Raw genomic sequence first — 22,891 nt, 5'->3', positions numbered from 1 at the left:
GCAGTCTTCCGGTATAACGGATTATATAATAAGTAAAGCCCGTCAAAAGAAAAAAGGCACCCGTATAGAATACAAGTACCTTTTTTCAGCTAAATTAGTATACCCACTCGTTTACTAATTTTGTATACTCAACAAGCTCTTCTTCTTTAAAGAATAAGCCAATTTCACGTTCAGCACTTGAAGGTGCATCAGATCCATGGATTACGTTTTTTCCGACTGTAAGGCCGAAATCTCCACGAATTGTTCCAGATGCAGCATCCTTTGGATTTGTGGATCCCATCATCTGGCGAGCAGTTGCAATTACATTTTCACCCTGCCAAACCATTGCGAAAACTGGTCCTGAAGTAATAAAGTCAACTAGTTCACCAAAGAATGGACGTTCTTTATGCTCACCGTAATGCTCCTCTGCCAATTCTCTTGGAATGCTCATTAATTTGCCGCCGGCTAATTGAAAGCCCTTTCTTTCAAAACGGGAAACGATTTCACCAATCAGGTTTCTTTGAACACCGTCTGGTTTAACCATTAAAAATGTTTTTTCCATGTACTCCACTCCTAAACCATATGTATAATAACGGTTATCCCTTTAATGGACAATCCACAAAAATATTAACATTGTTTTGAAAATTAAGCAACTTTCTTAAAACTTTCGTCTGCCAATAAACTTCGCAATATCCTTAAGCGTTTTCTTTACTTTGTTTGGAGGGAGTTCATCCAGGATAGCTAATGCTTTATCGAGATATCGGTCACTTATTTCAAGTGATTCCTCAATTGCACCTGATTGCTTGATCAACGAGATTATACTCTCCATCTGGGCTGGTTCTGTCTGTTCGTTTACCTTTTCAATTTCAGCGCGGTACTTAGGATTTCGCATAGCAAAAAGTGCCGGAAGCGTTATATTTCCTTGTAACAGATCACTTCCTGCAGGTTTGCCCAATTCCTTTTCGGTTCCAGTAAAGTCAAGAACATCGTCTGTAATTTGAAATGACATGCCCACATAATAGCCAAAACGGTAGAGCTTCTTATGAATTGATTCCTCCACACCCGCAGCTATTGCGCCCAATTGACAGCTTACTGCAATCAAAAGCGCCGTTTTTCTTTTAATTCTCCGCAAATAATCACGAAGGTTTTGATCATATTGATACTTATCCCTAATTTGCTGAATTTCCCCAATACATACCTCTACAATGGTATTTGCAAGAATACGATGGGCCAGGGGGTTCGTGATTTCAGTCATTAATTCAAGGGACAGGGCAAAAATATAATCACCTGTATACATGGCAGTGCGATTATCCCATTTTGATTTAACAGTAGGCTTGCCCCTTCTCAGGTCAGCATCGTCTATTACATCATCATGAACTAATGATGCCATATGGATTAATTCAAGGGCTACAGCCACGTATTTCATTCTATTAATGTCATAATCGCCAAACTTTCCTGACAGCAATACAAATACAGGCCGTATCCTTTTTCCGCCGGCCTGAAGAGTATGTAAGGAGGCCTGTTTTAGCAATAACGAATCTGGCTGAATCGTTTCCTCCAAAGTCTTCTCTATAATGTTAATATCCGAATTCAAAAATGAATACATCATTTTTAATTTCATTTGTATTCACCCAGCTTTTTATCCTTCTAACCGCTCTATATTCAGTTCTTCTTACCAATATGAACGGCTGCTACTCCCCCGCTATAGGGCTTAAACATTACATTCTTAAAACCGGCTTTTTCGAACATTCCAGCAAGCTCTTTCATCCCGGGGAAATCCCTTGCAGACTCCTGAAGCCATGAATATTCATTATAGCTTTTAGCAAAAAGCTTTCCAAATACCGGCATGATAAATCTGAAATAAAAATAGTAAAGCTGCCTGAAGCCAATCATCGTTGGCTGAGAGGTTTCAAGGCATACTGCCAGCCCCCCCGGTTTTATAACACGGTGCATCTCCTTCAGGACCTGCATATAATCCGGTACATTTCTCAGACCAAAACCAATTGTGGCATAATCAAACGTATTGTCAGCAAAAGGCAGCTCCATTGCATTGCCGTGAACAAGATTAACCTGTTTCAGATGAAGCTGTTCTACCTTTTCCTGCCCAATTTTCAGCATATTCTGGCTGAAATCAAGGCCGGTGACTTCACCGGAAGGTCCTACAGCATCAGCAAGAGCAATGGTCCAATCAGCTGTGCCGCAGCACACATCAAGTGCTTTTGAGCCTGGCTGAACGTTCATCTTTTTCATTGTATCCTTACGCCATCTTATGTGCTGCTTAAAGCTGATAACGGAGTTCATTTTATCGTAGTTATCATAGATTTTCTCAAAAACATGATGAACCCGTTCTTCTTTACTTTGCTGCATCTGGATTAACCTTCTTCCACGAATGTTTTTGCATGGGGCTGATGCTGACTAAGAATGTCAGCAATTCTTTGTTCCAGTACCTCATTCAGGTAAGGAATCTGTTTCATCCCTTTTTCAATTAAGCCTTTTGTATATTCTATATATTTATCACAAACCAAAAGAAGATAACACTGCTGCTCTTTTGAAATGTCCTTGGATTTGAGTTCATTTTTGGGAAATGCCGCTTTCTTTAAAGCATCAAATAAAATAGATGTACCGGCTTGAAGATATTGTGCTTTTTCATTTAAAAGCCGTTTTACAAAGAGAAGGTCGGCAGCCAGTTCTCCCCAGCCTCCTGCATGAAAATAATCTGAAAGTCGGCAAATAAGGGAACCTTCAATTGTTTTAATGCTGGCCATTAATTTTTCAATACCTTCGAAGTCCTTGTGATAAACCGACATCTTATGCTCATTAATTTCCTTAATCCCTTTTGATAGAGCCCTGATCATAAGTATGTCATCTATTTCAGCAAGAAGCGCGTAATAAAGTCCGCTGTAATAATCTCCTGCTAGAACCGTAAGCTGCCGAGACTGTAATTGTGTATCGTCCTGTTCGGAAGCATCCTGGTTCGAAACATTTTCATGAGTATCAAGAGCAATTTGGACAAGCATCGTTGGCAATGCATAATTTTTCATTTCTTTTCCGGACAACTCAAGCTGGTCCAATATAGAAATTAAGAGTAAAAGTTTATCTTCATCCACCATGGGAGTTTGTATGTAATTGAGCAAGTATGGGTGAAACACCTTATGCTCAAGCTGCTCTTTAAAAGCTATCAGTTTTGTCCGTATATCTCGCAATTTGATCACCCTTACTCCCAAATAGTATGGATGTATATTCCATATCATTATATATTACCCGTATAGCCGAAAAACATCGGTTCTTTTTAACATTTTTTAATCATTAATATAGATAAACAAGCAGAGACAATTATATCATATAAGAGTTTTAATGGATAGCTTTCACAAATTAATCAGAAATGAGCTCTTCAGAAGTGAGGATTTCCATATATTTGTCTAAACCGATAAACCGAAACGAAGGAACTTTCACAATAATAATAGCCAGCTTTATATAAAGTTAACTATTAATAGTTCATTAGCTCTTTGGCAGCCGATTTCTTTTAATATTATTCTCTAAAATAAACAGAACGGCTAGCTTACCGTTCTGAATTAGCTATTTCTTCAATTCACTTTCAATTTCACCAAGGGAAGTTAATATCTGTGCATGGCCTCTGATTTTAATAGCGGAGGTATGATCCGTAAATTGCGCTATCATAACTTCCCCTTTATCAAGCTTCTCAGAGTGATGGAATTTCGTATCTGTTCCTCTTGTAAGGCCAATAACGTTGACTCCATCTTCAATAGCCTTAATAACGATATAATCGGAATTCTGGGCATCCGCTTTTGCCATTTTTAATCCCTCACAATAACTTTTGTTATTTTAATTATTCTGATGCAGTTAAACTTGGTTGTGATTCTTCGCTCCAAGTGGCGGTTCGGGCCCCTGTTATATTACAGCGCCAAGACCCTTGAGGTTGCTTCGGTTCTGACATTTAAATAAAAGAACCACTTCGCCGTCTGGCCCTCCAGCGCTTGTCGGTGCTGAACAAGGTGCTTCCATTCTTCTCCTCACCCCACTTCGCTCCCACGTGTTCCCCTGACCCGCTTTTCCCGCAGGAGATTGAATTAAGTTTCGTTGAATTAATACCGCACGAAATGATGTGAGAACATATGGTAAGCATCCTTAATTTTCATTGCACAAAATTATGGTGGGAGCACAATTTACGATAATGGAGGATATTTGAGTTTCACAGGGAACTATTGGCCCTCCGCTACAATCAACTTAGGTAAAAATCAACAAGGATATTCACACATCCATTATTTTATTAAAGATAAAACTTCCGAACGGGCAATAGCGTTATCAACAAAAGTTCCTCGGACAGCGGAAGTGACTGTCATTGATCCTGGTTTTTTTACTCCCCGCATCGTCATGCACATATGCTCTGCTTCAACCACTATCATTACACCGTGAGGTTCAAGCTTCTCCATTATACTGTTTGCTATTGTGCTAGTGATTCTTTCTTGAAGCTGAGGTCTTTTTGCAACAGCCTCAACCGCCCTTGCAAGTTTACTTAATCCAGTTACTCTGCCATTTCTCGGTATGTAAGCAACATGTGCTTTACCAAAGAACGGTACAAGGTGATGTTCACACATAGAATAGAAAGGTATATCTTTAACAAGGACTAGTTCCTCATGGTCTTCCCCAAAGATTGTTTCAAAGTGTGTCTTAGGATCTTCGTTTAAGCCACTGAATACTTCCTCATACATTTTCGCCACACGCTTTGGCGTATCAAGCAAACCTTCACGGTTTGGGTCTTCTCCGATTGCCTCTAGAATTAAACGGACCGCTTCTTCTATTTGGGCACGATTGACGTCTGTCATGGTGCTTCCTCCTAATGTATGTATAACGTTTTATCTATTAAGTTCAAATCCATATTAGCATATCCCTGAAGCCATGCAAAATTATAGATATTTTAACCATATTCCCGTTTAAAAGCAAAAAGGCCGCAGAACAGATCCGCGGTCTTTTTACTTAAGCATTCGCTCAAAGCATATATGTTTATGTAATTATTTTACAGCATCTTTAAGCGCTTTACCTGGTTTGAAAGCAGGAACTTTGCTTGCAGCGATTTCGATTTCATCGCCAGTTTGTGGGTTGCGGCCCTTACGAGCGGAGCGCTCACGAACTTCAAAGTTACCAAATCCGATTAGGGAAACTTTATCACCATTTTTAAGTGCATTTAAGATTGAATCGAAAACAGCATCAACTGCTTTAGTAGCATCCTTTTTAGAAAGTTCACCAGCTTCAGCAACTGCGTTAATTAGTTCTGTCTTGTTCATGCTATTCACCTCCTCCCAAAATGTATAAAAAATTGTAAATAAGTTTACTTATCTACATTTCTAAACAAATTTCGCCAATTCTATACGTTAATACGCATATTTTGTTGACAGTGCTAATATTAAAGCAACATCTTAAAGAATTCAATCAATTTTTTGCAAAAAACCCAATAAAATAAAGGCTTTTTGCTGCTATTGCTAATTCTGTTAAAAGATTATCACATAAAAATCCTCATATCAAGAATAATTCATAAAATAATGGGAATCTTTTCTTCCAGAAGGGATTTTTACAGTGTTTTACGCTTTTCTCGACTGCTAAAAGCCTTTTCCACGGCTATTGTTCCCATTTCCAATGCTGGATACCTTTCTAGTTTTTTATCCCCCAGGATACAATAAATTTGTCGAAATTTGAAGTGACTAGTTTAGAGTTAATAAAAAAAACCTCTGTCAAGCCCGCTTGTTAATTTTCTCTAACAAGGCTGATTTCCTGTGGGCGAAACCGGAACCTTTCATACTTCAGCTCCGAGCCCCTAAGGGTGGCCTCAGTCCTTCTTCTCCTCTGCGCTTTGCGCCTGCATGGTCTCCCACTGGCACGCTTTTCCACTAGACCCTTACTAGATATCATTAAAGCCGCCCACGCACGAAGGAAATGCGAATGCATGGTCGAGGAGTATCGCACCTTTCGCTCGCTCCATCAACATAGCGGAAATTAACAATTTGCTTTAACGCTGACTAAAACAAAAAGCCCCCCAGAGGGAGCCCAATGATTATAGAATGATGGCAATTAATCCGCCTGATCCTTCATTAATGATTCTTTCAAGTGTCTCTTTTAATTTATATCTTGCATTCTCTGGCATTAAACTTAGCTTTGCTTGAATGCCCTCTCTTACAATCGAACTTAAGCTGCGTCCAAAAATATCTGAATTCCAAATTGACAGCGGGTCATCTTCAAAGTCCTGCATTAGGTATCGTACTAGTTCCTCACTTTGTTTCTCAGTTCCAATAATAGGGGCAAATTCCGATTCCACATCTACCTTAATCATATGAATGGAAGGAGCTACAGCTCTTAACCGTACGCCAAATCTGGCTCCCTGGCGGATAATTTCAGGCTCTTCAAGGCTCATGTCCGTTAAGGTCGGAGAAGCAATACCATATCCAGTTTGTTTAACCATTTTCAGAGCATCAGAGATATGATCGTATTCAGCTTTAGCGTGAGCGAAATCCTGCATCAGTTCCAGCAAGTGATCCTTACCTCTAATTTCAACCCCGACAATCTCTTTGAGTATATCATCGTAAAGCTCATCAGGAGCGTACAGGTCAATTTCTGCAACTCCCTGGCCCATTTCCATCCCAGCCAGCCCCGCCCTTTCGATGTATTCAAAGTCACTGAAATGCTGAACAACTCTGTCTACATCTCGCAGTCTCTTAATATCCTTTACTGTCTCTTTAACCGCTTCCTGATAGCTGGAACGCAGCCAGTGGTTTTCTTTGAGGACCATTACCCAGCTTGGAAGGTTAACATTAACTTCAAGCACTGGGAATTCATAGAGAGCTTCCCTCATCACACTTAGGACATCAGATTCTTTCATACTTTCCACACTCATTGCCAATACTGGGATATCGTACTTCTCTGCCAGGCTTGCTCTTAAAGATTCCGTATTAGGATGGTATGGCTGAGCGCTATTCACTACCATAATAAATGGCTTTCCAACTTCTTTCAGTTCTTCGATGACTCTTTCTTCTGCTTCAAGGTAGCTGCCCCTAGGAATTTCACCAATGCTTCCATCAGTAGTAATAACTACACCAATAGTTGAATGCTCCTGGATAACCTTCCTTGTGCCTATCTCAGCTGCTTCATGGAAAGGGATAGGCTCCTCATACCATGGTGTCGTAATCATTCTAGGCCCATTTTCATCTTCATATCCCTTTGCCCCGGGAACAGTATAGCCGACACAATCAACGAGCCTGATATTTACGTCTAGGCCATCTCCAACATGTACACTTGCAGCCTGATTGGGAACGAATTTTGGCTCTGTGGTCATGATTGTTTTTCCTGCCGCACTCTGAGGAAGCTCATCCAGCGCACGGGATCTGTCTGATTCGTTGGCTATATTCGGTAAAACAACCAGCTCCATGAACTTTTTAATAAATGTGGACTTTCCTGTTCGGACCGCCCCTACAACCCCTAAATAAATATCACCGCCTGTTCTCTCGGCAATATCTTTAAAAATATCTACCTTTTCCAAGTGATCCCCTCCCGATCATAGAGTTAGTGGGATAAAATTATCCTTTTTAGGTATTTTTGGACAGTATATGTTTATGATGTTGTCCTATGTGGTTATGCCTGATTTTTTAAATTTTTTACCCCCTTAACGAAAAATTGCCGGAACTTCTGAAAATATATTTATGTCTGTACTTTTATCAAATAAGGGTTATAAGAAAACAGCAGGTAATCTATGATATTAGCTCTGCAATGCAGGAGCCACTGATTTTCCCATAAAAAAAACCCTTCTCCTACAATATATTTCATAGGAAAAGGGTTATGACTAAATCCACATGGGCTGACTCTATTTATTCTTTTTCTCCAAAAAAACAGGCTCTTTTGTATCAGCATCAAATGTATAAGGCACCGAATATGCAGGCACAAACATAGAGTTATTCACAAGAAGCGGCCGGATATCATCTCCAGGTTTATATCCCGATAAACCAACGTTTTTTATGGCTGCCTTTAAATCATTTCTATAATCGATATAAATTTCCCCTTCACCGGAAATAACCAGCGGCAGCCTCTTTTGGGTAAAGGGGCTTAAAGCCATAGGAGGCTGCTTATAGCCAAGCTTTTTATAATCAAGAGAATAGACATTAGCTGCAATTACTTTTTTAAATGGCGGGTACCCGTCCATCTTAATTTTAAGTCTAAGCTCCCGTATTGTATCCGCGACTCTCAGGTCGAATAATTTAACCTCAGGCTTAGTCTCTTCGTTTACGAGAACATATTGAAAAACACCGCCGTTTTCAAAAGCATTTCCCGGAGGATCTGCTATATACCTTGGTGAAATCTTTTTAAAATCCACTGGATAGCGCTGGTAAAGGGGTGTGTTCACGCCCTTTGTTACAATTGGCAGCATCCCCCCATTGTCTTTACGGTAGGAATCTACAGCTGTTTGGACCGCTTTCAGCTGGTCCTGATAGGGTGTTTGGTTTTTGGCAAGTTCTTCCTGAGGATAAGCACAGCCCGACAATAGCATCAGAATTAAGGCAAAAGCAATGCCAAGATAACTCTTTTTCATAAGATCATCCTTTAACAGTATGTATGCCTAAATCAGGCAAAAATGGTTACGAACATGATGATACCCGATAAGATCATAAAAACATAGGCAACGAAGGCAGTAAGGATACGAACAGTTCCTTTTAATTTATGTCTGCTGAACAGTATTAAGATAATAGCAAGAAACATGAATGCCATACCGGCAAAGGATACCCACATTTTTAACATGGCTGGTGACAATAGAAACTCCCCCTTTTTTCCGAAAATTATTATATCACAGGAATCAATGACAGGAAAAAGAAAAAAAGGAGCATTCTGCCGAAAACTGTTTTTTAAGCTCTTATAGCATTTTTTCTTTTCTAAGACGAAATATTATCTCAAAAGAGCACTTTCAAGTAAAAATAAAAAAGCCTGCAAGAGGGAGGGGCGAGTTCCCTTTGCAGGCCGGAGACTAGTTTACCCATTCACACGTTTCATTTTACCAGTTTGCTTCGTTGCATTGTATGCAGGTCGAATGAAAAACGCATCCTCAAATGCCTAATTGACATCTTTTAAACTTGCAAAATTTTTTAGTCTTCGTTCAGGCGTTCACCAATAATATCGGTGAGATCTTCCATTTCTTTGGTTCTAGTCCGTCCCATTAAAACGTCTACCCCATCCTTCGGGTTTTTCCCTTCGAACAAAACTCCATAAAGTGCATTGGTAATTGGCATGTCCACTCTATACTTCTGTGCAAGCTGATAAGCAGCCTTGGTAGTTCTAACTCCTTCAACTACCATTCCCATATTATCCAGTACCTCTTGAAGCGATTGGCCTTTACCAAGTAGGTTTCCTGCCCTCCAGTTACGGGAGTGAACGCTTGTACAAGTTACAATTAAATCGCCAATACCAGTCAATCCCGAAAAAGTAAGCGGATTGGCGCCCATTTTTGTCCCGAGCCGGGCAATTTCAGCTAATCCCCTGGTAATAAGCGCTGCTTTTGCATTATCACCATATCCCAGCCCGTCCGTAATTCCTGCGGCCAGCGCAATAATATTTTTTAGTGCGCCGCCAATTTCTACGCCAATAATATCAGGATTGGTATAAACCCTAAAATTATTGTTAATAAACAAATCCTGTACCATTTCAGCAGCTTCCATGTTTTCTGATGAAGCAGTAACCGTAGTTGGGTGGCGCAGGCTGACCTCCTCAGCATGGCTCGGACCGGACAGTACTACAATATCCTTTAATAATGGAGAAGGCATTACTTGAGCTATCATTTCCGATATCCGCATAAGGGAATCCGGTTCGATTCCCTTTGATACATGAACAATGGTTAAAGGCAGTTCCGCAACAGCGCTTATTTTTTCTAGAACCTCCCGGATTGCTTTTGTAGGAACCGCAAGAATCACGGTATCTATCTGTTCCATTGCATCCTTTAATGAAGCATACCCGATAATCGAATCGGGCAATGTTATTTCTGGCAAGTATCTATGATTGGTGTGGCCGCGGTTAATTTCTTCAACCTGGCTTTCATTATGGCTCCAAAGCCTCACCATATGGCCATTGTCGGCCAGCACCATTGCCAGCGCAGTTCCCCAGCTGCCTGCTCCGATAACTGCGATTGATTGGGTTTTTTGCTGCATTTAGATTTACAACCCCTTTTAAATTTTATTTTCTCTCTCTAGCATATAACTTGATCGGCGTTCCTTCAAATCCAAATGCATCTCTAATCCGATTTTCAAGGAATCGTTCATAGGAGAAATGCATTAGTTCAGGTTCATTTACAAATACAACAAAGGTTGGCGGCTTTATCGCTACCTGAGTAACATAATAGATTTTAAGCCTTCTGCCTTTGTCTGTTGGCGTTGGATTCATTGCAACTGCATCCATAATTACATCATTCAGGATATTGGTCTGAACGCGCATAGCATGATTTTCACTTGCCATATTTATCATTGGGAGAAGGGTATGAATGCGTTTTTTTGTTTTTGCAGACAGAAATACAATAGGAGCATAAGAAAGAAACTGAAAATGTTCCCTGATATTTTGCTCAAATTCTTTCATGGTCTTCTCGTCTTTTTCAACCGCATCCCATTTATTTACCACAATAACAATTGCACGCCCAGCTTCATGAGCATAGCCAGCAATCTTCTTATCCTGTTCAAGGATGCCTTCCTCACCGTCAATAACAACAAGGACAACATCAGAACGTTCAATTGCTCTTAATGCCCGCAATACACTATACTTTTCCGTACTTTCATATACCTTTCCCTTTTTCCTCATTCCGGCTGTATCAATTATCACGTATTCCTGGCCGTCATAAGTATAAGGAGTATCAATTGCATCTCTTGTTGTTCCGGCAATATTGCTTACAATTACCCTTTCTTCACCTAACAGAGCATTAACTAAGGAAGATTTTCCTACATTTGGACGTCCAATTAAACTAAATTTGATTACATCATCATCATAATCTGCCTGATTGCTTTTTGGAAAGTGCTTAGAAGCTTCATCCAGAAGGTCACCCAATCCTATTCCGTGTGAACCGGAAATTGGAAACGGCTCTCCAAAACCAAGTGAGTAAAAGTCATAAATCTGGTCCTTCATTTCAGGATTATCAATTTTATTTACAGCAAGAACTACAGGCTTTTTGGATTTATACAAGATTTTTGCAACCTCTTCGTCTGCAGATGTAACACCTTCTCGTCCATTCGTAAGGAAAATAATAACATCCGCCTCATCGATTGCAATTTCAGCCTGCTGGCGGATTTGATCTAAAAATGGTTCGTCACCAATATCTATTCCGCCTGTATCAATGATATTAAAATCATGTGTAAGCCATTCTCCTGAGCTATAGATCCTGTCCCGGGTAACCCCAGGAATATCTTCCACGATTGAAATTCTTTCTCCAACTATCCTGTTAAATATTGTTGATTTTCCCACATTTGGCCTACCTACAATAGCTATGACAGGTTTTACCATAACATTCACCCTTTCAAGTATTGCTATTTTCATTTATTAAAGGTTGGGTTATTTTTAACAAATAAAAGCAATCAAATCATTAATGAAAAAGAAACCCTTCTTATTCTTTAGAAGGGCCAACTTTAATTATCTTATCAAATGTTAAATAGCAGTAGCAATGAAAACATATAAAAGCTCCTTTGTTTTCGCTTAGGATGTCTTTTGTTTATCCTTCTCATTGTACGCAAAGTAGGTATCAAAATACAAACGGGCATTTTCAAGACAGCTCCAGCCAATTAATAGAGCAGCAGTCAAAGCACAAACATCAAGGTAGGCGAATGAACCTGCCTGATATGGAAAGGGGTACCTTTTTACTATTAAGGCGTAAAGAATTTCTCCCTGCATCGTTCCGCTTATAAGGAGAATGATTCTTCCCTTTAATGTGCCCTGCAGCAACAGAATTAAATAAGTACTAAGTACAGCAATCATCCAGGTTTCCTTAACAATTAGCAAAACAGGATCAAATACTTCTACTATATGAAAAGTAGCGTAACCAAGGGTTAAGATATAGGAGCAAATTAAAAAATAAAAAATGCTTCGTTTCTTTTCACCCATTAAAAAGCTGTATGAGAAAATAAGAGAAAAAAGTGCTCCTGCTTGTATGTCAATACCTCCTATAGGCACGTGAAAACCCGCTAAAATTATGGTCAAGAGTATACCTGCTGCCAGTTTTAAACGATAGGAATTTTCTTTTCTCATAATAAAAGTAATATAAATCCATAACGACCAGGATGTAAAATAAAACATCAACCCATCCAACTTTCCACACCTCCCATTATTTCCATTATGGGATGGAAATATGTTCTTCATACTCCCCGCATAATCTTTTAGCGATAAACCATCTTAAAAAGAGGAGGTGTGTTCATTTGGGTAAAGATCGTCAGGAAAAAAAGTTAAGAGCTAGCAAAAGAGTAGAGTCAGACCGTGACCAGGCTTTGCATTATCCCGGTTCAAGCAAACTGCAAAGTCCCGAAGAAGCACGTTCTCTGAACGACTCCAAATATGATTTATAAACACAAAATCGAAGTAGCGAGTGAAAGGACTGGGGAATCAAGCTTTACACCCAGCTAAGAATAAAGGCAGCCCCATCCGGGACTGCCTCTTTTTTATTTTATAATCTTTCGCTGGCTAAATTCTTTTGTGTTAAAGCCTCTTTGGTCTAGCCAGTGATGAGTATGCCCTAAAACGATCAATGGCACCTGTTGGAGTTCTTTAATGGTATGAGCCCCTAATGCAGTCATCATAAGTGTTAGATCCTCATGTAATGAATCAATATACTCCTGAAGTACTTCCAAACCATGGTTAAGGAGAACTTTTAGGAAAGGACCTGCCATTCCTACCGCATCAGCTCCGATTGAAATCCCTTTTGCAATATCCAGGCTGGTCCGAATTCCTCCAGAACCGATAATTGAGAGGTTTTTGGATGTTTTCGATGCCTCAATAATAGATACTGCAGTCGGATTACCCCAATGATTAAAAAAGGGAAGTTGTTTTTCCCTCCTTTTATTTTCAATCCTGGCAAAGTTTGTTCCTCCGTACCCGCCAATATCAATAGCAGAAACTCCTGCTTCTTCAATAAGCCTTACCGATTCAAGGCTCATTCCAAAACCTGTTTCTTTAATGATTACAGGAACGTTTACCTCTTTTACTATTCTCTCTATTCTGCCTAGTGCACCTGTAAAATCCCTGTCTCCTTCCGGCATGGTCAGCTCCTGGATGACATTTAAGTGGATTTGAATAGCATTGGCACCAATCATATCAATGGCTGCTTTTGCGTGCTCAGGGGATGCCTCGCTGCCTAGATTGGCGAAGATTATTCCGTTAGGGTTTTGTTCACGGACTACTTCATACGTCTTCCTTTCCGTTTTATCTCGGAGTGCTGCCATTTGGGAGCCTACAGCCATTGCAAGGCCTTTTGCAGCTGCCGCAGCAGCAAGGTCTCGATTAATCGTATACGTCTTCTCACCGCCGCCGCCAGTCATTGCATTGATAAAAATTGGCGAACTTAAATAAAGTCCGCCAATTGAGTGGTCCAATCGTACACTGTCTACACTGGAATCAGGTAAACTATTATGGATATATTGTATGTCCTCTAAGACCGAGGATTTTTCTTCTCCCTCTTCAAGGGCGAAGCGGATATGATCCCATTTACGTTTTGATCTGGACAAAGATGATCACCATTATTTTTTCAGATTCTTAAGTTTGTCTCCAATCATTTCACCAAGCTGGAAACCTTTTGTTTCTTCCGGAAGCTCATAGTCAAAGTTTTCATCAGACTCTTTTTCAAGAAGTTCCTTGATGCTTAATGATAGACGCTGTTCTTTCTCATTTACATCCAAAACCTTTACTTTGACTTGCTGTCCTTCTTCTAATACTTCATGTGGTGTTCCTATATGCTTATGTGCAATTTGTGAAATATGGACTAGACCTTCCACACCAGGGAAAACTTCAACAAATGCGCCATAAGATACAAGCCTTTTAACAGTACCGTCTAGTACACTGCCCTTTGGTGCTTTATCAGAAATACTGTCCCACGGCCCAGGAAGGGTTTCTTTAATAGATAAAGAAATTCTTTCATTATCCCTGTCTACATTTAAAACCTTTACTTGAACATTTTGGCCTTCTGCCACAACATCAGATGGCTTTTCTACATGCTCATATGATAATTGAGAAATGTGTACAAGGCCGTCAATCCCGCCGATATCCACAAAAGCACCAAAGTCTGTAATTCGTTGGACTGTTCCTTCCAACACCTGTCCCGTCTGAAGTGAATCAAGCAGGCTTTGTTTCTGTTTTCCTTTCTCCTCTTCCACAACCGCACGGTGGGAAAGAATCAGGCGATTTTTTTCTTTTTCAAGTTCAACAATCTTAAAAGAAAGCTGCTTTCCTTTATAATCAGCAAAGTCTTCAACAAAGAAAGATTCAACAAGGGAAGCAGGAACAAAACCACGGACGCCGAGATCTACTACAAGGCCGCCTTTTACTACATCTTTAACCTCTGCTTCAAATACTTCTCCGGTCCGGAATTTATCCTCCAGGTTCTCCCAGGCTTTCTCAGCATCTACTTTTCTTTTGGAAAGAATAAGTGCTTCTTCTTCAACCTTTAATACCTCTAGCTCCAGTTCATCACCCTCAGCAACCGCATCGGAAGCCTTCTCAACATGAAGGCTGGAAAGCTCACTAATAGGGATAATTCCATCAAGCTTACTTGCTGGAACAGCGACCAAAACTTGTTTTTCTTCCACTTTAGTAACTTGTCCAGTTACTCTGTCGCCTACTTCAAAATTGTTCACTTCGAATTGATTCATATCCTCTGTCATATGTACTCCTCCTTAATCCATTGACTGCTCCTAAATTATATATATCATGTGGCGAATGCCTGACATTCACCGCATATTAACCTGAGAATGATAGAAACTAAGAATATTCAAAAAACAGTTCTTTTTAATAACTTCTTACAAATAGCTAATTTTGTCAAGCGGAAACCTGTCTGTGTTCATCAATAAGCTTTTTGATTTCCAGCATAATTATATCAGTTACTTCTTCGGCAGAAGCTTTTCTATCCCGCAATTCATCCATGTTGATTGGATTCCCGTAAACTACTCTGAGCCTGCCAAAGGTTTTATAAGGACCAATTACAGCACAAGGCAAAACAGCGGCTTTGGATCTCAGGGCAAAAAAGCCTGCACCTGCCAATCCTTTTCCAAGCTCTCCTGTCTTGCTTCTTGTTCCCTCTGGAAACAATCCTAAAACATTTCCATCCTTTAAAACAGCCAAACCTTTTCTTAATGCTTCCCTGTCACTCATACCCCTTTTTACTGGAAAAGCGTTACATTTTCGTACAATATTGCCCAAAACAGGCACATTAAACAATTCCTCTTTAGCCATAAAACTTACTGGCCTTGGCGCGGTAACCCCTACAACCAAAGGATCAAAGTTATCAATATGATTGCTGCAAAGCAGCACTCCGCCACTCTGAGGCATGCGTTCTTTACCAATAATTTCTATACGGTACATTGGCTTTAAAATCGACTTTACCACTGACCTGGCAAATGTGTAAAATGTCATGCTTAACCGATCCTTTCACCCACAAGATCCATTATTTTTTGTACAACATCCATAATTCCCATTGAAGTTGTATCAATAACGATTGCGTCTTCTGCTTTTCGTAAAGGTGCAACCTCACGCTCGGAATCAAGCTTATCCCGGTAGGCAATTTCCTCCTTTAACTGCTCAAGATTGGAGGGAATACCTTTTTGTATATTCTCGGTATGCCTGCGTTCTGCTCGTTCTTCCACACTTGCCAGCATAAATATCTTTACTTCAGCATTTGGGAGAACATGGGTGCCGATATCACGTCCGTCCATTACTACACCGCCATCCACTGCAAATAGCTGCTGCCGGCGAACCATTTCTGCTCTCACATCTTTATGCATAGAAACAATTGAAACAGAGTTTGTAACTTCCGGAGAACGAATTTCTAATGTAACATCTTTTCCGTCCAAATAAACCAGCTGGCCTTTATCCGATGGAATAAGCCGAATTTCTGAATTTAAAAGGGTATGGTTAAGTGCCTCGCGATCTTGCAAATCCAAATTATGCTGGATAGCTTTATAGGTTAATGCACGGTACATGGCACCAGTGTCAATGTATACATATGATAATTTTTCTGCTACTATTTTAGCTACCGTACTTTTTCCCGCAGCAGCTGGTCCATCAATTGCTATAGATATTTTCTTTTCCATAAATCCTCCTGAAACCTTCACTTGTTGTCTTCTTTTTATTTTACCATAATTCACTTAATTGCTCTTTTATTTTAGTATTTTAAATTATAAGCATCTTTTAATAAGATTAATTTTTATTTTTCCGGTTAAGGAGCTTTCCGCTGGCTGTTCGATAGACTCAGCGTCCAACGGCTGTGGGGTTTTGGGGTCTTTCTTAACAACGCTTTTCAGTCAGGAGATATGAATCTGACGTGCCTTCCTTGTCGCCCAGCCTCCGCTCTCATGCTTCCTTGTGGAGGTCCTGCCAGCCTTTTTTCTTATCAACAACCTTAAAACTGAACCTTTTGCATTAGAAAATCTTGGCATTCGCCAAGGCCTTTTTGGCGGATGCCTTAGTTTTGCTTATGCGTTCAGAATTTATGGATATAAATTCTGATTAGCAAAAAAAAGAAGCAGGCACATGCCTGCAGGCTACTTTTCTGAATTTTTTTGGCTTATTACTTCTAAAATCTTCGTATATGTAGTTCCACTGACCCCTTCGTATCTTGTTAATGGATTTATTTCCGGAAATATCCCGAAACGGTGAAAAACAAGCTGAAAAAAAAGGAGAAAAAACAGTTGAATAACTACAAGCTTAATCAGGATTCTCTCAACCCTTTTCAAGCTCTCACCTTCCCTTATTTACGTTTTATATTTAGTATTGGAAGGTAAAGTTGAAATTATTCTGTTTTTATGTCGTAAGCCCTTTTTTCTTCATTCCAAGCTGTTTTTCAAAACAGAGACGTAAAAGAATTTGTCTATCATGGCTGGATATCTCAGAAAACTGAATTGATAGTTTTTTCCTTGTTTCATTATGGGGAATTACCCTGATAATTCTGCTTGGCAGTTTCATATAATGATATTCTCCATTTTGAAACGGAATGACAAGCCAGACCATCAGGTTCAGCCCCTGCTTAACTTCCAAAGATTCGGGAACAAGAACAGCCGCTCCTCCTGCACTAATATCATCTGTAAGTGCAGTCAAGGGGATAAATTCATCGTTTAAAGGGTGTAATGCAGCATCAATAGCAGTCTCAACCCTGACAAACTGTCTTCTCTGAATTTTTATTAAATGGTCTGTACCTGGATAGGGAAGGATAAGCATAGGAATATTTTGTTTTAATTTTCCTTTTACTTCTGTTTCAAATAAAAATACTGAGGATCCGTCTGGACCTACAAACGTTGCCTTTAGCTGTGAGCCATCAAGCAGAAAAACGCTCCGGTTGCTTTTTAGACTAATCGGGTAGTCGATCAAAATATTATTTCCCCTTATATCTACAACCTTGCATTTATATCTTTCGATCTTTTCATTATCCCGCGGCTCGAGTGTCAATACATCTCCAATTTGTATCACTTAGAAAACCTTCCTTTTTCTATATAAGGAAAACCTTGTAATTTTATTATACCTATTAAAAGAAAAAGGAAAAGCAAATCTTGCTTTTCCTAAAGAACTGATTCCGCATTTTTCAATTTTTCTACTTGTTCTTCAACACCTGTTTTTGCATTAATAAATATCCGGTAACTGTCATTCCCCAGTGTCCCTAGCAGTTCATAGCAAAGAACTTCCTCATTTAGATCGTTCACAATGACCGCAAGTCTTTCTTCCATCACTTTAAGCTTAGGATTAACCTTTTTCCTTGCCTCTTCCTTCGAAAGAACAGGAGAAGAAAATTTTCGGTCCTGATGGGTTTTCAAGTAATCCTCTGCGGATAACCCAATGATGCTTCCATCATCTAAAGCTATTTTAAGCTTTATTGATTCTGGATAAATTCTAATATTATTTTGGGAAGTGACAAAATCAAAAACCCCCACGTTGTCATATTGGCTGCTTTCAAAAACCTCCATATTTTTAAAGCCATTATTCTTTAAAAAAGCAGCTGCCTTGTTTCCAGCATCGTTTAGGCTTAATTTTTGATTTTTCACAGCTCGTGAGTTAATAAACCAGATGGGATATCCGCCTTTCTTAGTGATATCCATACTGGCTTCCTGCCCCGACCTTTTGTTCTTTAGTGATACACTGTAAAAACCATAATCAGAGCCATTTCCGTTATCCGTTACCTTCAGTCTTGCATTCTCATCAAAATTCATATATTTTTTGGCAATGGCGGCCGCCTCACGGGAGGAGATTTTCCTGCCTTCTAGCTTATTGAAATTCTCATCTTTTTTTTGCAAATTTGTAAAGGTGGGGCCGAAATCGGTTTCATCGTATCCTGAAACAGTTTTTTCAACCGTTTTAAAACCATCTATTATTGTATTATCAGTTTTTTCTCTTCCGGATGCCAGGGCAAGCTCAACATCCATCCATCTGAGGTTGTTTTTTAGAACCAAATTCTGAGTTTTTCTAAGTTCCCCCTGAATATCACCAGATTGCTTATAAAGTACTTTAAGTGTCTCATACTCCTTTTGTGAGAGAGGTTTTTTATCCAAGTCGCGGACTGCAGTCTTATAGCTGAAGTTTCCGGTATTGGATAAAAACTCTTCTGTTTTATTAAATGGCAATAGCGAAAGGGGAAGCTGTCCAACATCACTATGTGCCTGTGAGGTAATTCTCCAGACCTCCGCCAGGGCTGGCGAAAGAGAACTCCGCGAATTCATAGCGAGTGTAGTTCCAATTTTGTCATGGAGCAAATCCACCTGATATGAGAGATCATGAAAAGCCCTCTGATAGCTATTTTCCGCGTTAATCAGGACAGCATTCTTCTCCCTGTGCTCCTGATAACCCCAAAATCCCAGTCCTACTGCACCTAAAGTTAAAAATGCAATCAATATTCCTCTAAACAAATCCGTTCACCCCGTTATTTACAGAATATGTGTTTTCCAATTTTCTTAATTTGTGGTCTTCCCCAAATCCATGAACTTGTAGCAGTTGCAGGATTAAAATAATAAAGGGCACTCCCTGTCGGATCCCAGCCATTGATAGCATCCAGCACTGCTTTTTTGGAAGTTGCATTAGGGGTAAGCCATATTTGTCCATCCGCAACAGCAGTAAATGCCCCAGGTTCAAAAATAACCCCGGATACTGTATTAGGAAAATTGGAACTTTCTACCCTATTGAGGATAACGGCTGCCACAGCTACCTGTCCTATGTATGGCTCCCCCCTCGATTCACCATGTACTGCATTGGCCATAAGCTGAATCTCATTTTGGGAGAAACCATTGGGTGTAATGGCTGCTGTTGTTTTTTTAGGCCTGGATGCCTTTTTTGCCGTCGTCCCCCCCCCTGTATAATCATATTTCGAAGCTTTAACTAACTTCGCCTTGGTTGTTGCTCCTCCCAACCCATCAACCGGAAGCCCAAACTGATCTTGAAAATTTCTAAGGGCCCAATAGGTGCTCCAGCCAAAGACACCATCAATTTTTCCACGGAAAAAACCAAGGTACCCCAAACGGGATTGCAGCTCAATAACATCATCACCAACAGCTCCCCGCTGAATCACCTGGCCGGTGAAAGCAAAGGTTTCTGTTGCCGAGAGCGGCATTAATGTTAAAAAGCAAAGTAGGATGATTAAAAGTCGGTTCATCTGGTTTTTTTTCTTTTTCATGGATTTCAAACCCCCGGATGTAAATCTTTTATTATTAAACCTATTTTTTGTAAACATAGGGATTTTATTCGCATGAAAAAACTCTCCATCAGGAATGGAGAGTTCTTTTTTGTAATCTGTATTGTTTTTTAAAATGCTTTGCGCTTAATACTTTAGCCATTTTTACTTTTTTCAGGCCAAGCCACCAAAGGAATACCATAAAAGGGAAAATAGCCATTAACCAGTTTTCCTGAGATATCAGGATATAATCATAAAAGCCATGAAGTAGTATTGGCAAACCTAGAGAGAGAATAATCCACTTTGCTTTCGAGCCTTCCGTGAATTTTCCTTTGCCTAAATAAAATCCCATAATGACACCAAATAATGCATGGCTGGAAACGGGAAGCAGAGCTCTGCCTATAGCATGTTCTACTCCGTTTGCAACAAGATAGAAAATATTCTCTGATGTCGCAAACCCAAGAGAAACAGCTGCACCATATACAATCCCATCAAAAGGTTCATCAAAGGCAACATGCTGATACACTGCATAAAATAAAATAAACCATTTAAAAAATTCTTCCAAAAATCCAGAATTAAGAAAGGCATGAATCCATTGTGACTGAATAATATTTTCCGTATCAAGGACATGCTGAATAAACATTATTGGAAAGACGAGCAATGCACCATAAAGAAAGGTTCTGAAAACAACAGAAATCGGCTCGGCGTCATATTCATCTTTTAAATAAAAATAACTTAACAAGGCCAAACCCGGTGCAATACCGGCAGAAAATATCCCCAGCATGTATCGTCCTCTTTTCTAGCTTTATTAATAGAAAAGAAGGTATAACCTTCTAGTCCTTCGCTCTTCTGCTTCATAAAAGCCCATTTTGCTTTTCTTAAATCTTATCATGAAAAGTTAGTAATTAATATCGAAAGTTTAACCACTTGCCTTGACATTGTCTTTAAAAAACAATTTTATCCAGACCACTCGCCAACGCAACAGCAAGTTTTATTCGGGCTTTTTTCGAGTCATTGTCGCTTCCCAGAATGGCACCTTTGTTATATAAATCATACGCACTGCCTTTGTAATCATAGGTAGGATAAACTGCGCCTTCCTCTGCACTAGTGGTGATAACTATTTTAATTCCTTCTTTGATGGCATGCTCAATCTCATCCATCATCTCCGGGGCTACCTGTCCGCGCCCTACACCTTCAAGAACAATTCCTTTTGCACCGCTTTCCCTGGCCGCTTTGATAAATTTGCCGTCAGCATTAATGTAACATTTTATAATATCCACAACTGGAAGCGGACTTTTCACTTCAAATTGCTCTCTTTTTAAGGGCTTCTGAAATATCTGGACTTGATCATTGTCGATAATACCCAGATAGCCAAATCCGAATGCATTAAATCCCTGGATATTGGAGGCATGTTCTTTTTTTACATAACGCGCTGCAAAAATCCGTTCATTAAATACCACAACTGTACCAGCACCTCTTAAATCATCTGAACAAGCTGAATAGATGGCATGACGAAGATTAATAAATACATCGCTTCCAAGCTCTTCTGGAGATCTTTGCGATCCTGTAACAACAACTGGTCTGTCATCTTTTATTGTTAAATCAAGAAAATATGCTGATTCTTCCAAAGTATCGGTTCCATGTGTTACCACTACTCCTGAAACAGTTTCATCTTGAAAATAACCATCAATTTTATTTTTCAATACTACCAGGTCATCAAATGTAATGTGAATACTCGCTTTTTGAAGGGCAGATTCTACAATTACCTCAATATCTTCGGGCAGCTGACAAAGAGAGACCAATTCTTCCCCTGTTAAAGCACCTGATGCCAGCTTTCCGGAATCTTTATTCGGCCTGCTGGCAATGGTTCCTCCAGTTGTTAACAAAACTACCTTCTTCATCATATTCCTCCGGCTATTTAATCTACATCTAAGACAGCTTTATTATATCAAATCAGTTTAAGGTGCAATGGCAAAAATGAATGTCCAATTCTATTTAGCATCCTCGCTGGCCTTTATGGCAATTGCTATTTGCCCCCCGTGAAATCTTCCGTTTTCAATAAAGATTTCATTTGCATTATTACCTGCCGCTATAACCCCTGCAATAAAAATTCCCTTCACATTTGTTTCCATCGTTTCCGGGTTATGAACAGGCCTTCCAGTTTCCTCGTCTATGCCTATACCCATTGCCTTCAGGAAAGTGTGATCAGGATGATAACCCGTCATGGCAAATACAAAATCATTTTTGATCTCTTTTGTTTCGCCCTGCTTTATATAAATGACCTTATTCTCCAAAATCTCTTTTACATGGGAATCAAACTCCATTAAGACCTTTCCATTCTTAACCAGGGAAATAAACTCCGGCAATATCCACGGTTTGATGCTAGAGGAATACTCACTTCCCCGATAAAGCACTGTTACTCTCGCTCCGGCTTTATCAAGTTCAATTGCAGCATCAATACTGGAGTTTTTTCCGCCAATCACGCAAACATCTTTATCAAAGTATGGATGGGCTTCTTTAAAATAATGGGAAACCTTTGATAGGTTTTCACCAGGAATCCCCATAAAATTCGGATGATCATAATAGCCAGTTGCAATAATGACATAGGCGGAATAATAGGTTGTCTTGTCCGTTTCAACTTTAAAATGTTTTTCTTCCTTTTCTATTGACAGGACCTTTTCAAAAGCATTAATACGTAAGTTTTTCCGCTTAGCTACTTCCCGATAGTAAACCAGTGCCTGATTACGTTTTGGTTTATAAGTTTCAGTAACAAAAGGAACATCACCAATCTCCAATTTTTCACTGGTGCTAAAAAAAGTTTGATGAGTGGGATAGTGGTAGATTGCATTTACTATATTTCCCTTTTCAATAATCAACGGATTTTTCCCTGCTTCTTTTAAAGAAATTGCAGCTGCCATCCCGCATGGACCGCCACCAATTATAATAACATCTTCCTGTTGCATTTTTACGGTCACACTCCATACTATTTTTTATTAATAATTTTAAATGTAAGGCTATTATAACTTTAACTTTTTATTTTTT

At 39.6% G+C, this 22,891-nt stretch carries 26 protein-coding genes; 1 reads left to right on the top strand and 25 read right to left on the bottom strand.

All coding sequences use genetic code 11. The features are described 5' to 3' along the window. Nucleotides 1-94: 94 nt before the first annotated feature. The 14 genes from ndk to G8761_RS00560 form a co-directional block, all read right to left on the bottom strand. Entirely contained in the window at nucleotides 95-541 is a 447-nt protein-coding gene (gene ndk, locus G8761_RS00620) for a nucleoside-diphosphate kinase (protein WP_166022637.1), read from the bottom strand. A 96-nt stretch (nucleotides 542-637) separates the two neighbouring features. Continuing rightward, complete coding sequence (hepT, locus tag G8761_RS00615; RefSeq protein WP_166022635.1) at nucleotides 638-1,600, bottom strand: heptaprenyl diphosphate synthase component II; 963 nt, start codon at nucleotides 1,598-1,600, stop codon at nucleotides 638-640. 41 nt (nucleotides 1,601-1,641) lie between these two features. Further along, nucleotides 1,642-2,346, bottom strand: coding sequence for a demethylmenaquinone methyltransferase (locus G8761_RS00610; protein ID WP_166022633.1), 705 nt, complete (start codon nucleotides 2,344-2,346; stop codon nucleotides 1,642-1,644). A 5-nt stretch (nucleotides 2,347-2,351) separates the two neighbouring features. Continuing rightward, on the bottom strand, nucleotides 2,352-3,230 hold the full coding sequence (locus G8761_RS00605) for a heptaprenyl diphosphate synthase component 1 (RefSeq protein ID WP_243449854.1): 879 nt from the start codon (nucleotides 3,228-3,230) through the stop codon (nucleotides 2,352-2,354). 325 nt (nucleotides 3,231-3,555) lie between these two features. Then, complete coding sequence (mtrB, locus tag G8761_RS00600; RefSeq protein WP_027323817.1) at nucleotides 3,556-3,792, bottom strand: trp RNA-binding attenuation protein MtrB; 237 nt, start codon at nucleotides 3,790-3,792, stop codon at nucleotides 3,556-3,558. Between the two features lie 96 nt (nucleotides 3,793-3,888). Further along, a complete protein-coding gene (locus G8761_RS27575; protein WP_275940673.1) occupies nucleotides 3,889-4,014 on the bottom strand; it encodes a hypothetical protein in 126 nt (41 codons plus the stop codon). 245 nt (nucleotides 4,015-4,259) lie between these two features. Continuing rightward, entirely contained in the window at nucleotides 4,260-4,823 is a 564-nt protein-coding gene (gene folE, locus G8761_RS00595) for a GTP cyclohydrolase I FolE (RefSeq protein WP_166022631.1), read from the bottom strand. Between the two features lie 186 nt (nucleotides 4,824-5,009). After that, complete coding sequence (locus G8761_RS00590) at nucleotides 5,010-5,282, bottom strand: HU family DNA-binding protein (protein ID WP_166022629.1); 273 nt, start codon at nucleotides 5,280-5,282, stop codon at nucleotides 5,010-5,012. A 764-nt stretch (nucleotides 5,283-6,046) separates the two neighbouring features. Beyond that, nucleotides 6,047-7,525: a stage IV sporulation protein A gene (spoIVA, locus tag G8761_RS00585; protein WP_166022627.1), complete on the bottom strand. Its 1,479-nt coding sequence runs from the start codon at nucleotides 7,523-7,525 to the stop codon at nucleotides 6,047-6,049. A 321-nt stretch (nucleotides 7,526-7,846) separates the two neighbouring features. Continuing rightward, nucleotides 7,847-8,569, bottom strand: a complete 723-nt coding sequence (locus G8761_RS00580) for a hypothetical protein (RefSeq protein WP_166022626.1) — start codon at nucleotides 8,567-8,569, stop codon at nucleotides 7,847-7,849. Nucleotides 8,570-8,601: 32 nt separating this feature from the next. Next, a complete protein-coding gene (locus G8761_RS00575) occupies nucleotides 8,602-8,787 on the bottom strand; it encodes a DUF2768 domain-containing protein (RefSeq protein ID WP_166022624.1) in 186 nt (61 codons plus the stop codon). Nucleotides 8,788-9,116: 329 nt separating this feature from the next. Then, nucleotides 9,117-10,172: an NAD(P)H-dependent glycerol-3-phosphate dehydrogenase gene (locus tag G8761_RS00570; RefSeq protein ID WP_166022622.1), complete on the bottom strand. Its 1,056-nt coding sequence runs from the start codon at nucleotides 10,170-10,172 to the stop codon at nucleotides 9,117-9,119. Between the two features lie 25 nt (nucleotides 10,173-10,197). Next, complete coding sequence (der, locus tag G8761_RS00565; protein ID WP_166022620.1) at nucleotides 10,198-11,508, bottom strand: ribosome biogenesis GTPase Der; 1,311 nt, start codon at nucleotides 11,506-11,508, stop codon at nucleotides 10,198-10,200. Nucleotides 11,509-11,697: 189 nt separating this feature from the next. Continuing rightward, nucleotides 11,698-12,306 carry a YphA family membrane protein gene (locus G8761_RS00560; RefSeq protein ID WP_166022618.1) on the bottom strand — a complete coding sequence of 203 codons (609 nt, stop codon included), beginning with the start codon at nucleotides 12,304-12,306 and terminating at the stop codon, nucleotides 11,698-11,700. A gap of 107 nt (nucleotides 12,307-12,413) precedes the next feature. On the opposite strand from G8761_RS00560, the gene G8761_RS00555 reads away from it, so the two are divergent. Next, on the top strand, nucleotides 12,414-12,560 hold the full coding sequence (locus G8761_RS00555; RefSeq protein WP_166022616.1) for a YpzI family protein: 147 nt from the start codon (nucleotides 12,414-12,416) through the stop codon (nucleotides 12,558-12,560). Between the two features lie 93 nt (nucleotides 12,561-12,653). Here G8761_RS00555 and fni read toward each other — a convergent pair whose 3' ends face one another. The 11 genes from fni to G8761_RS00500 all read right to left on the bottom strand — a co-directional run bounded on the left by fni (nucleotide 12,654) and on the right by G8761_RS00500 (nucleotide 22,812). Continuing rightward, the gene (fni, locus tag G8761_RS00550) at nucleotides 12,654-13,715 is read right to left on the bottom strand and encodes a type 2 isopentenyl-diphosphate Delta-isomerase (protein ID WP_166022614.1); all 1,062 of its coding nucleotides are present in this window, start codon (nucleotides 13,713-13,715) and stop codon (nucleotides 12,654-12,656) included. A 12-nt stretch (nucleotides 13,716-13,727) separates the two neighbouring features. Further along, nucleotides 13,728-14,867, bottom strand: a complete 1,140-nt coding sequence (gene rpsA, locus G8761_RS00545; RefSeq protein ID WP_166022612.1) for a 30S ribosomal protein S1 — start codon at nucleotides 14,865-14,867, stop codon at nucleotides 13,728-13,730. A gap of 154 nt (nucleotides 14,868-15,021) precedes the next feature. After that, nucleotides 15,022-15,615: a lysophospholipid acyltransferase family protein gene (locus tag G8761_RS00540; RefSeq protein WP_166022610.1), complete on the bottom strand. Its 594-nt coding sequence runs from the start codon at nucleotides 15,613-15,615 to the stop codon at nucleotides 15,022-15,024. Nucleotides 15,616-15,617: 2 nt separating this feature from the next. Next, nucleotides 15,618-16,292, bottom strand: a complete 675-nt coding sequence (cmk, locus tag G8761_RS00535) for a (d)CMP kinase (protein WP_166022608.1) — start codon at nucleotides 16,290-16,292, stop codon at nucleotides 15,618-15,620. 450 nt (nucleotides 16,293-16,742) lie between these two features. Continuing rightward, nucleotides 16,743-16,934 carry a DUF5359 family protein gene (locus G8761_RS00530; protein WP_166022606.1) on the bottom strand — a complete coding sequence of 64 codons (192 nt, stop codon included), beginning with the start codon at nucleotides 16,932-16,934 and terminating at the stop codon, nucleotides 16,743-16,745. A gap of 67 nt (nucleotides 16,935-17,001) precedes the next feature. Beyond that, nucleotides 17,002-17,664, bottom strand: a complete 663-nt coding sequence (locus G8761_RS00525; protein WP_166022604.1) for a flagellar brake domain-containing protein — start codon at nucleotides 17,662-17,664, stop codon at nucleotides 17,002-17,004. A gap of 89 nt (nucleotides 17,665-17,753) precedes the next feature. Further along, on the bottom strand, nucleotides 17,754-19,091 hold the full coding sequence (gene ypeB / locus G8761_RS00520; protein WP_166022602.1) for a germination protein YpeB: 1,338 nt from the start codon (nucleotides 19,089-19,091) through the stop codon (nucleotides 17,754-17,756). Between the two features lie 14 nt (nucleotides 19,092-19,105). After that, nucleotides 19,106-19,789, bottom strand: coding sequence for a spore cortex-lytic enzyme (gene sleB, locus G8761_RS00515; RefSeq protein WP_243449868.1), 684 nt, complete (start codon nucleotides 19,787-19,789; stop codon nucleotides 19,106-19,108). 151 nt (nucleotides 19,790-19,940) lie between these two features. Beyond that, entirely contained in the window at nucleotides 19,941-20,633 is a 693-nt protein-coding gene (prsW, locus tag G8761_RS00510; RefSeq protein ID WP_166022598.1) for a glutamic-type intramembrane protease PrsW, read from the bottom strand. 160 nt (nucleotides 20,634-20,793) lie between these two features. Then, complete coding sequence (locus G8761_RS00505) at nucleotides 20,794-21,750, bottom strand: asparaginase (protein WP_166022596.1); 957 nt, start codon at nucleotides 21,748-21,750, stop codon at nucleotides 20,794-20,796. Nucleotides 21,751-21,840: 90 nt separating this feature from the next. After that, nucleotides 21,841-22,812 carry a YpdA family putative bacillithiol disulfide reductase gene (locus tag G8761_RS00500; RefSeq protein WP_166022594.1) on the bottom strand — a complete coding sequence of 324 codons (972 nt, stop codon included), beginning with the start codon at nucleotides 22,810-22,812 and terminating at the stop codon, nucleotides 21,841-21,843. Nucleotides 22,813-22,891 lie beyond the last annotated feature (79 nt).

The sequence above is a fragment of the Neobacillus terrae genome (genome assembly GCF_011393025.1).
In the GTDB taxonomy this organism is placed as follows: Bacteria; Bacillota; Bacilli; order Bacillales; family Cytobacillaceae; genus Neobacillus_A; species Neobacillus_A terrae.
This window is presented reverse-complemented; position numbering and strand designations above follow the sequence as displayed.

Excerpts from the sequence above, each read along its gene's own strand:
- ndk (WP_166022637.1), bottom strand. The coding sequence starts at position 541 with ATGGAAAAAACATTTTTAATGGTTAAACCAGACGGTGTTCAAAGAAAC.
- hepT (WP_166022635.1), bottom strand. The coding sequence starts at position 1,600 with ATGAAATTAAAAATGATGTATTCATTTTTGAATTCGGATATTAACATT.
- G8761_RS00610 (WP_166022633.1), bottom strand. The coding sequence starts at position 2,346 with ATGCAGCAAAGTAAAGAAGAACGGGTTCATCATGTTTTTGAGAAAATC.
- G8761_RS00605 (WP_243449854.1), bottom strand. The coding sequence starts at position 3,230 with ATGATATGGAATATACATCCATACTATTTGGGAGTAAGGGTGATCAAA.
- mtrB (WP_027323817.1), bottom strand. The coding sequence starts at position 3,792 with ATGGCAAAAGCGGATGCCCAGAATTCCGATTATATCGTTATTAAGGCT.
- folE (WP_166022631.1), bottom strand. The coding sequence starts at position 4,823 with ATGACAGACGTCAATCGTGCCCAAATAGAAGAAGCGGTCCGTTTAATT.
- G8761_RS00590 (WP_166022629.1), bottom strand. The coding sequence starts at position 5,282 with ATGAACAAGACAGAACTAATTAACGCAGTTGCTGAAGCTGGTGAACTT.
- G8761_RS00580 (WP_166022626.1), bottom strand. The coding sequence starts at position 8,569 with ATGAAAAAGAGTTATCTTGGCATTGCTTTTGCCTTAATTCTGATGCTA.
- G8761_RS00570 (WP_166022622.1), bottom strand. The coding sequence starts at position 10,172 with ATGCAGCAAAAAACCCAATCAATCGCAGTTATCGGAGCAGGCAGCTGG.
- der (WP_166022620.1), bottom strand. The coding sequence starts at position 11,508 with ATGGTAAAACCTGTCATAGCTATTGTAGGTAGGCCAAATGTGGGAAAA.
- rpsA (WP_166022612.1), bottom strand. The coding sequence starts at position 14,867 with ATGACAGAGGATATGAATCAATTCGAAGTGAACAATTTTGAAGTAGGC.
- G8761_RS00540 (WP_166022610.1), bottom strand. The coding sequence starts at position 15,615 with ATGACATTTTACACATTTGCCAGGTCAGTGGTAAAGTCGATTTTAAAG.
- cmk (WP_166022608.1), bottom strand. The coding sequence starts at position 16,292 with ATGGAAAAGAAAATATCTATAGCAATTGATGGACCAGCTGCTGCGGGA.
- sleB (WP_243449868.1), bottom strand. The coding sequence starts at position 19,789 with ATGCCGCTCTCGGCAACAGAAACCTTTGCTTTCACCGGCCAGGTGATT.
- prsW (WP_166022598.1), bottom strand. The coding sequence starts at position 20,633 with ATGCTGGGGATATTTTCTGCCGGTATTGCACCGGGTTTGGCCTTGTTA.
- G8761_RS00505 (WP_166022596.1), bottom strand. The coding sequence starts at position 21,750 with ATGAAGAAGGTAGTTTTGTTAACAACTGGAGGAACCATTGCCAGCAGG.
- G8761_RS00500 (WP_166022594.1), bottom strand. The coding sequence starts at position 22,812 with ATGCAACAGGAAGATGTTATTATAATTGGTGGCGGTCCATGCGGGATG.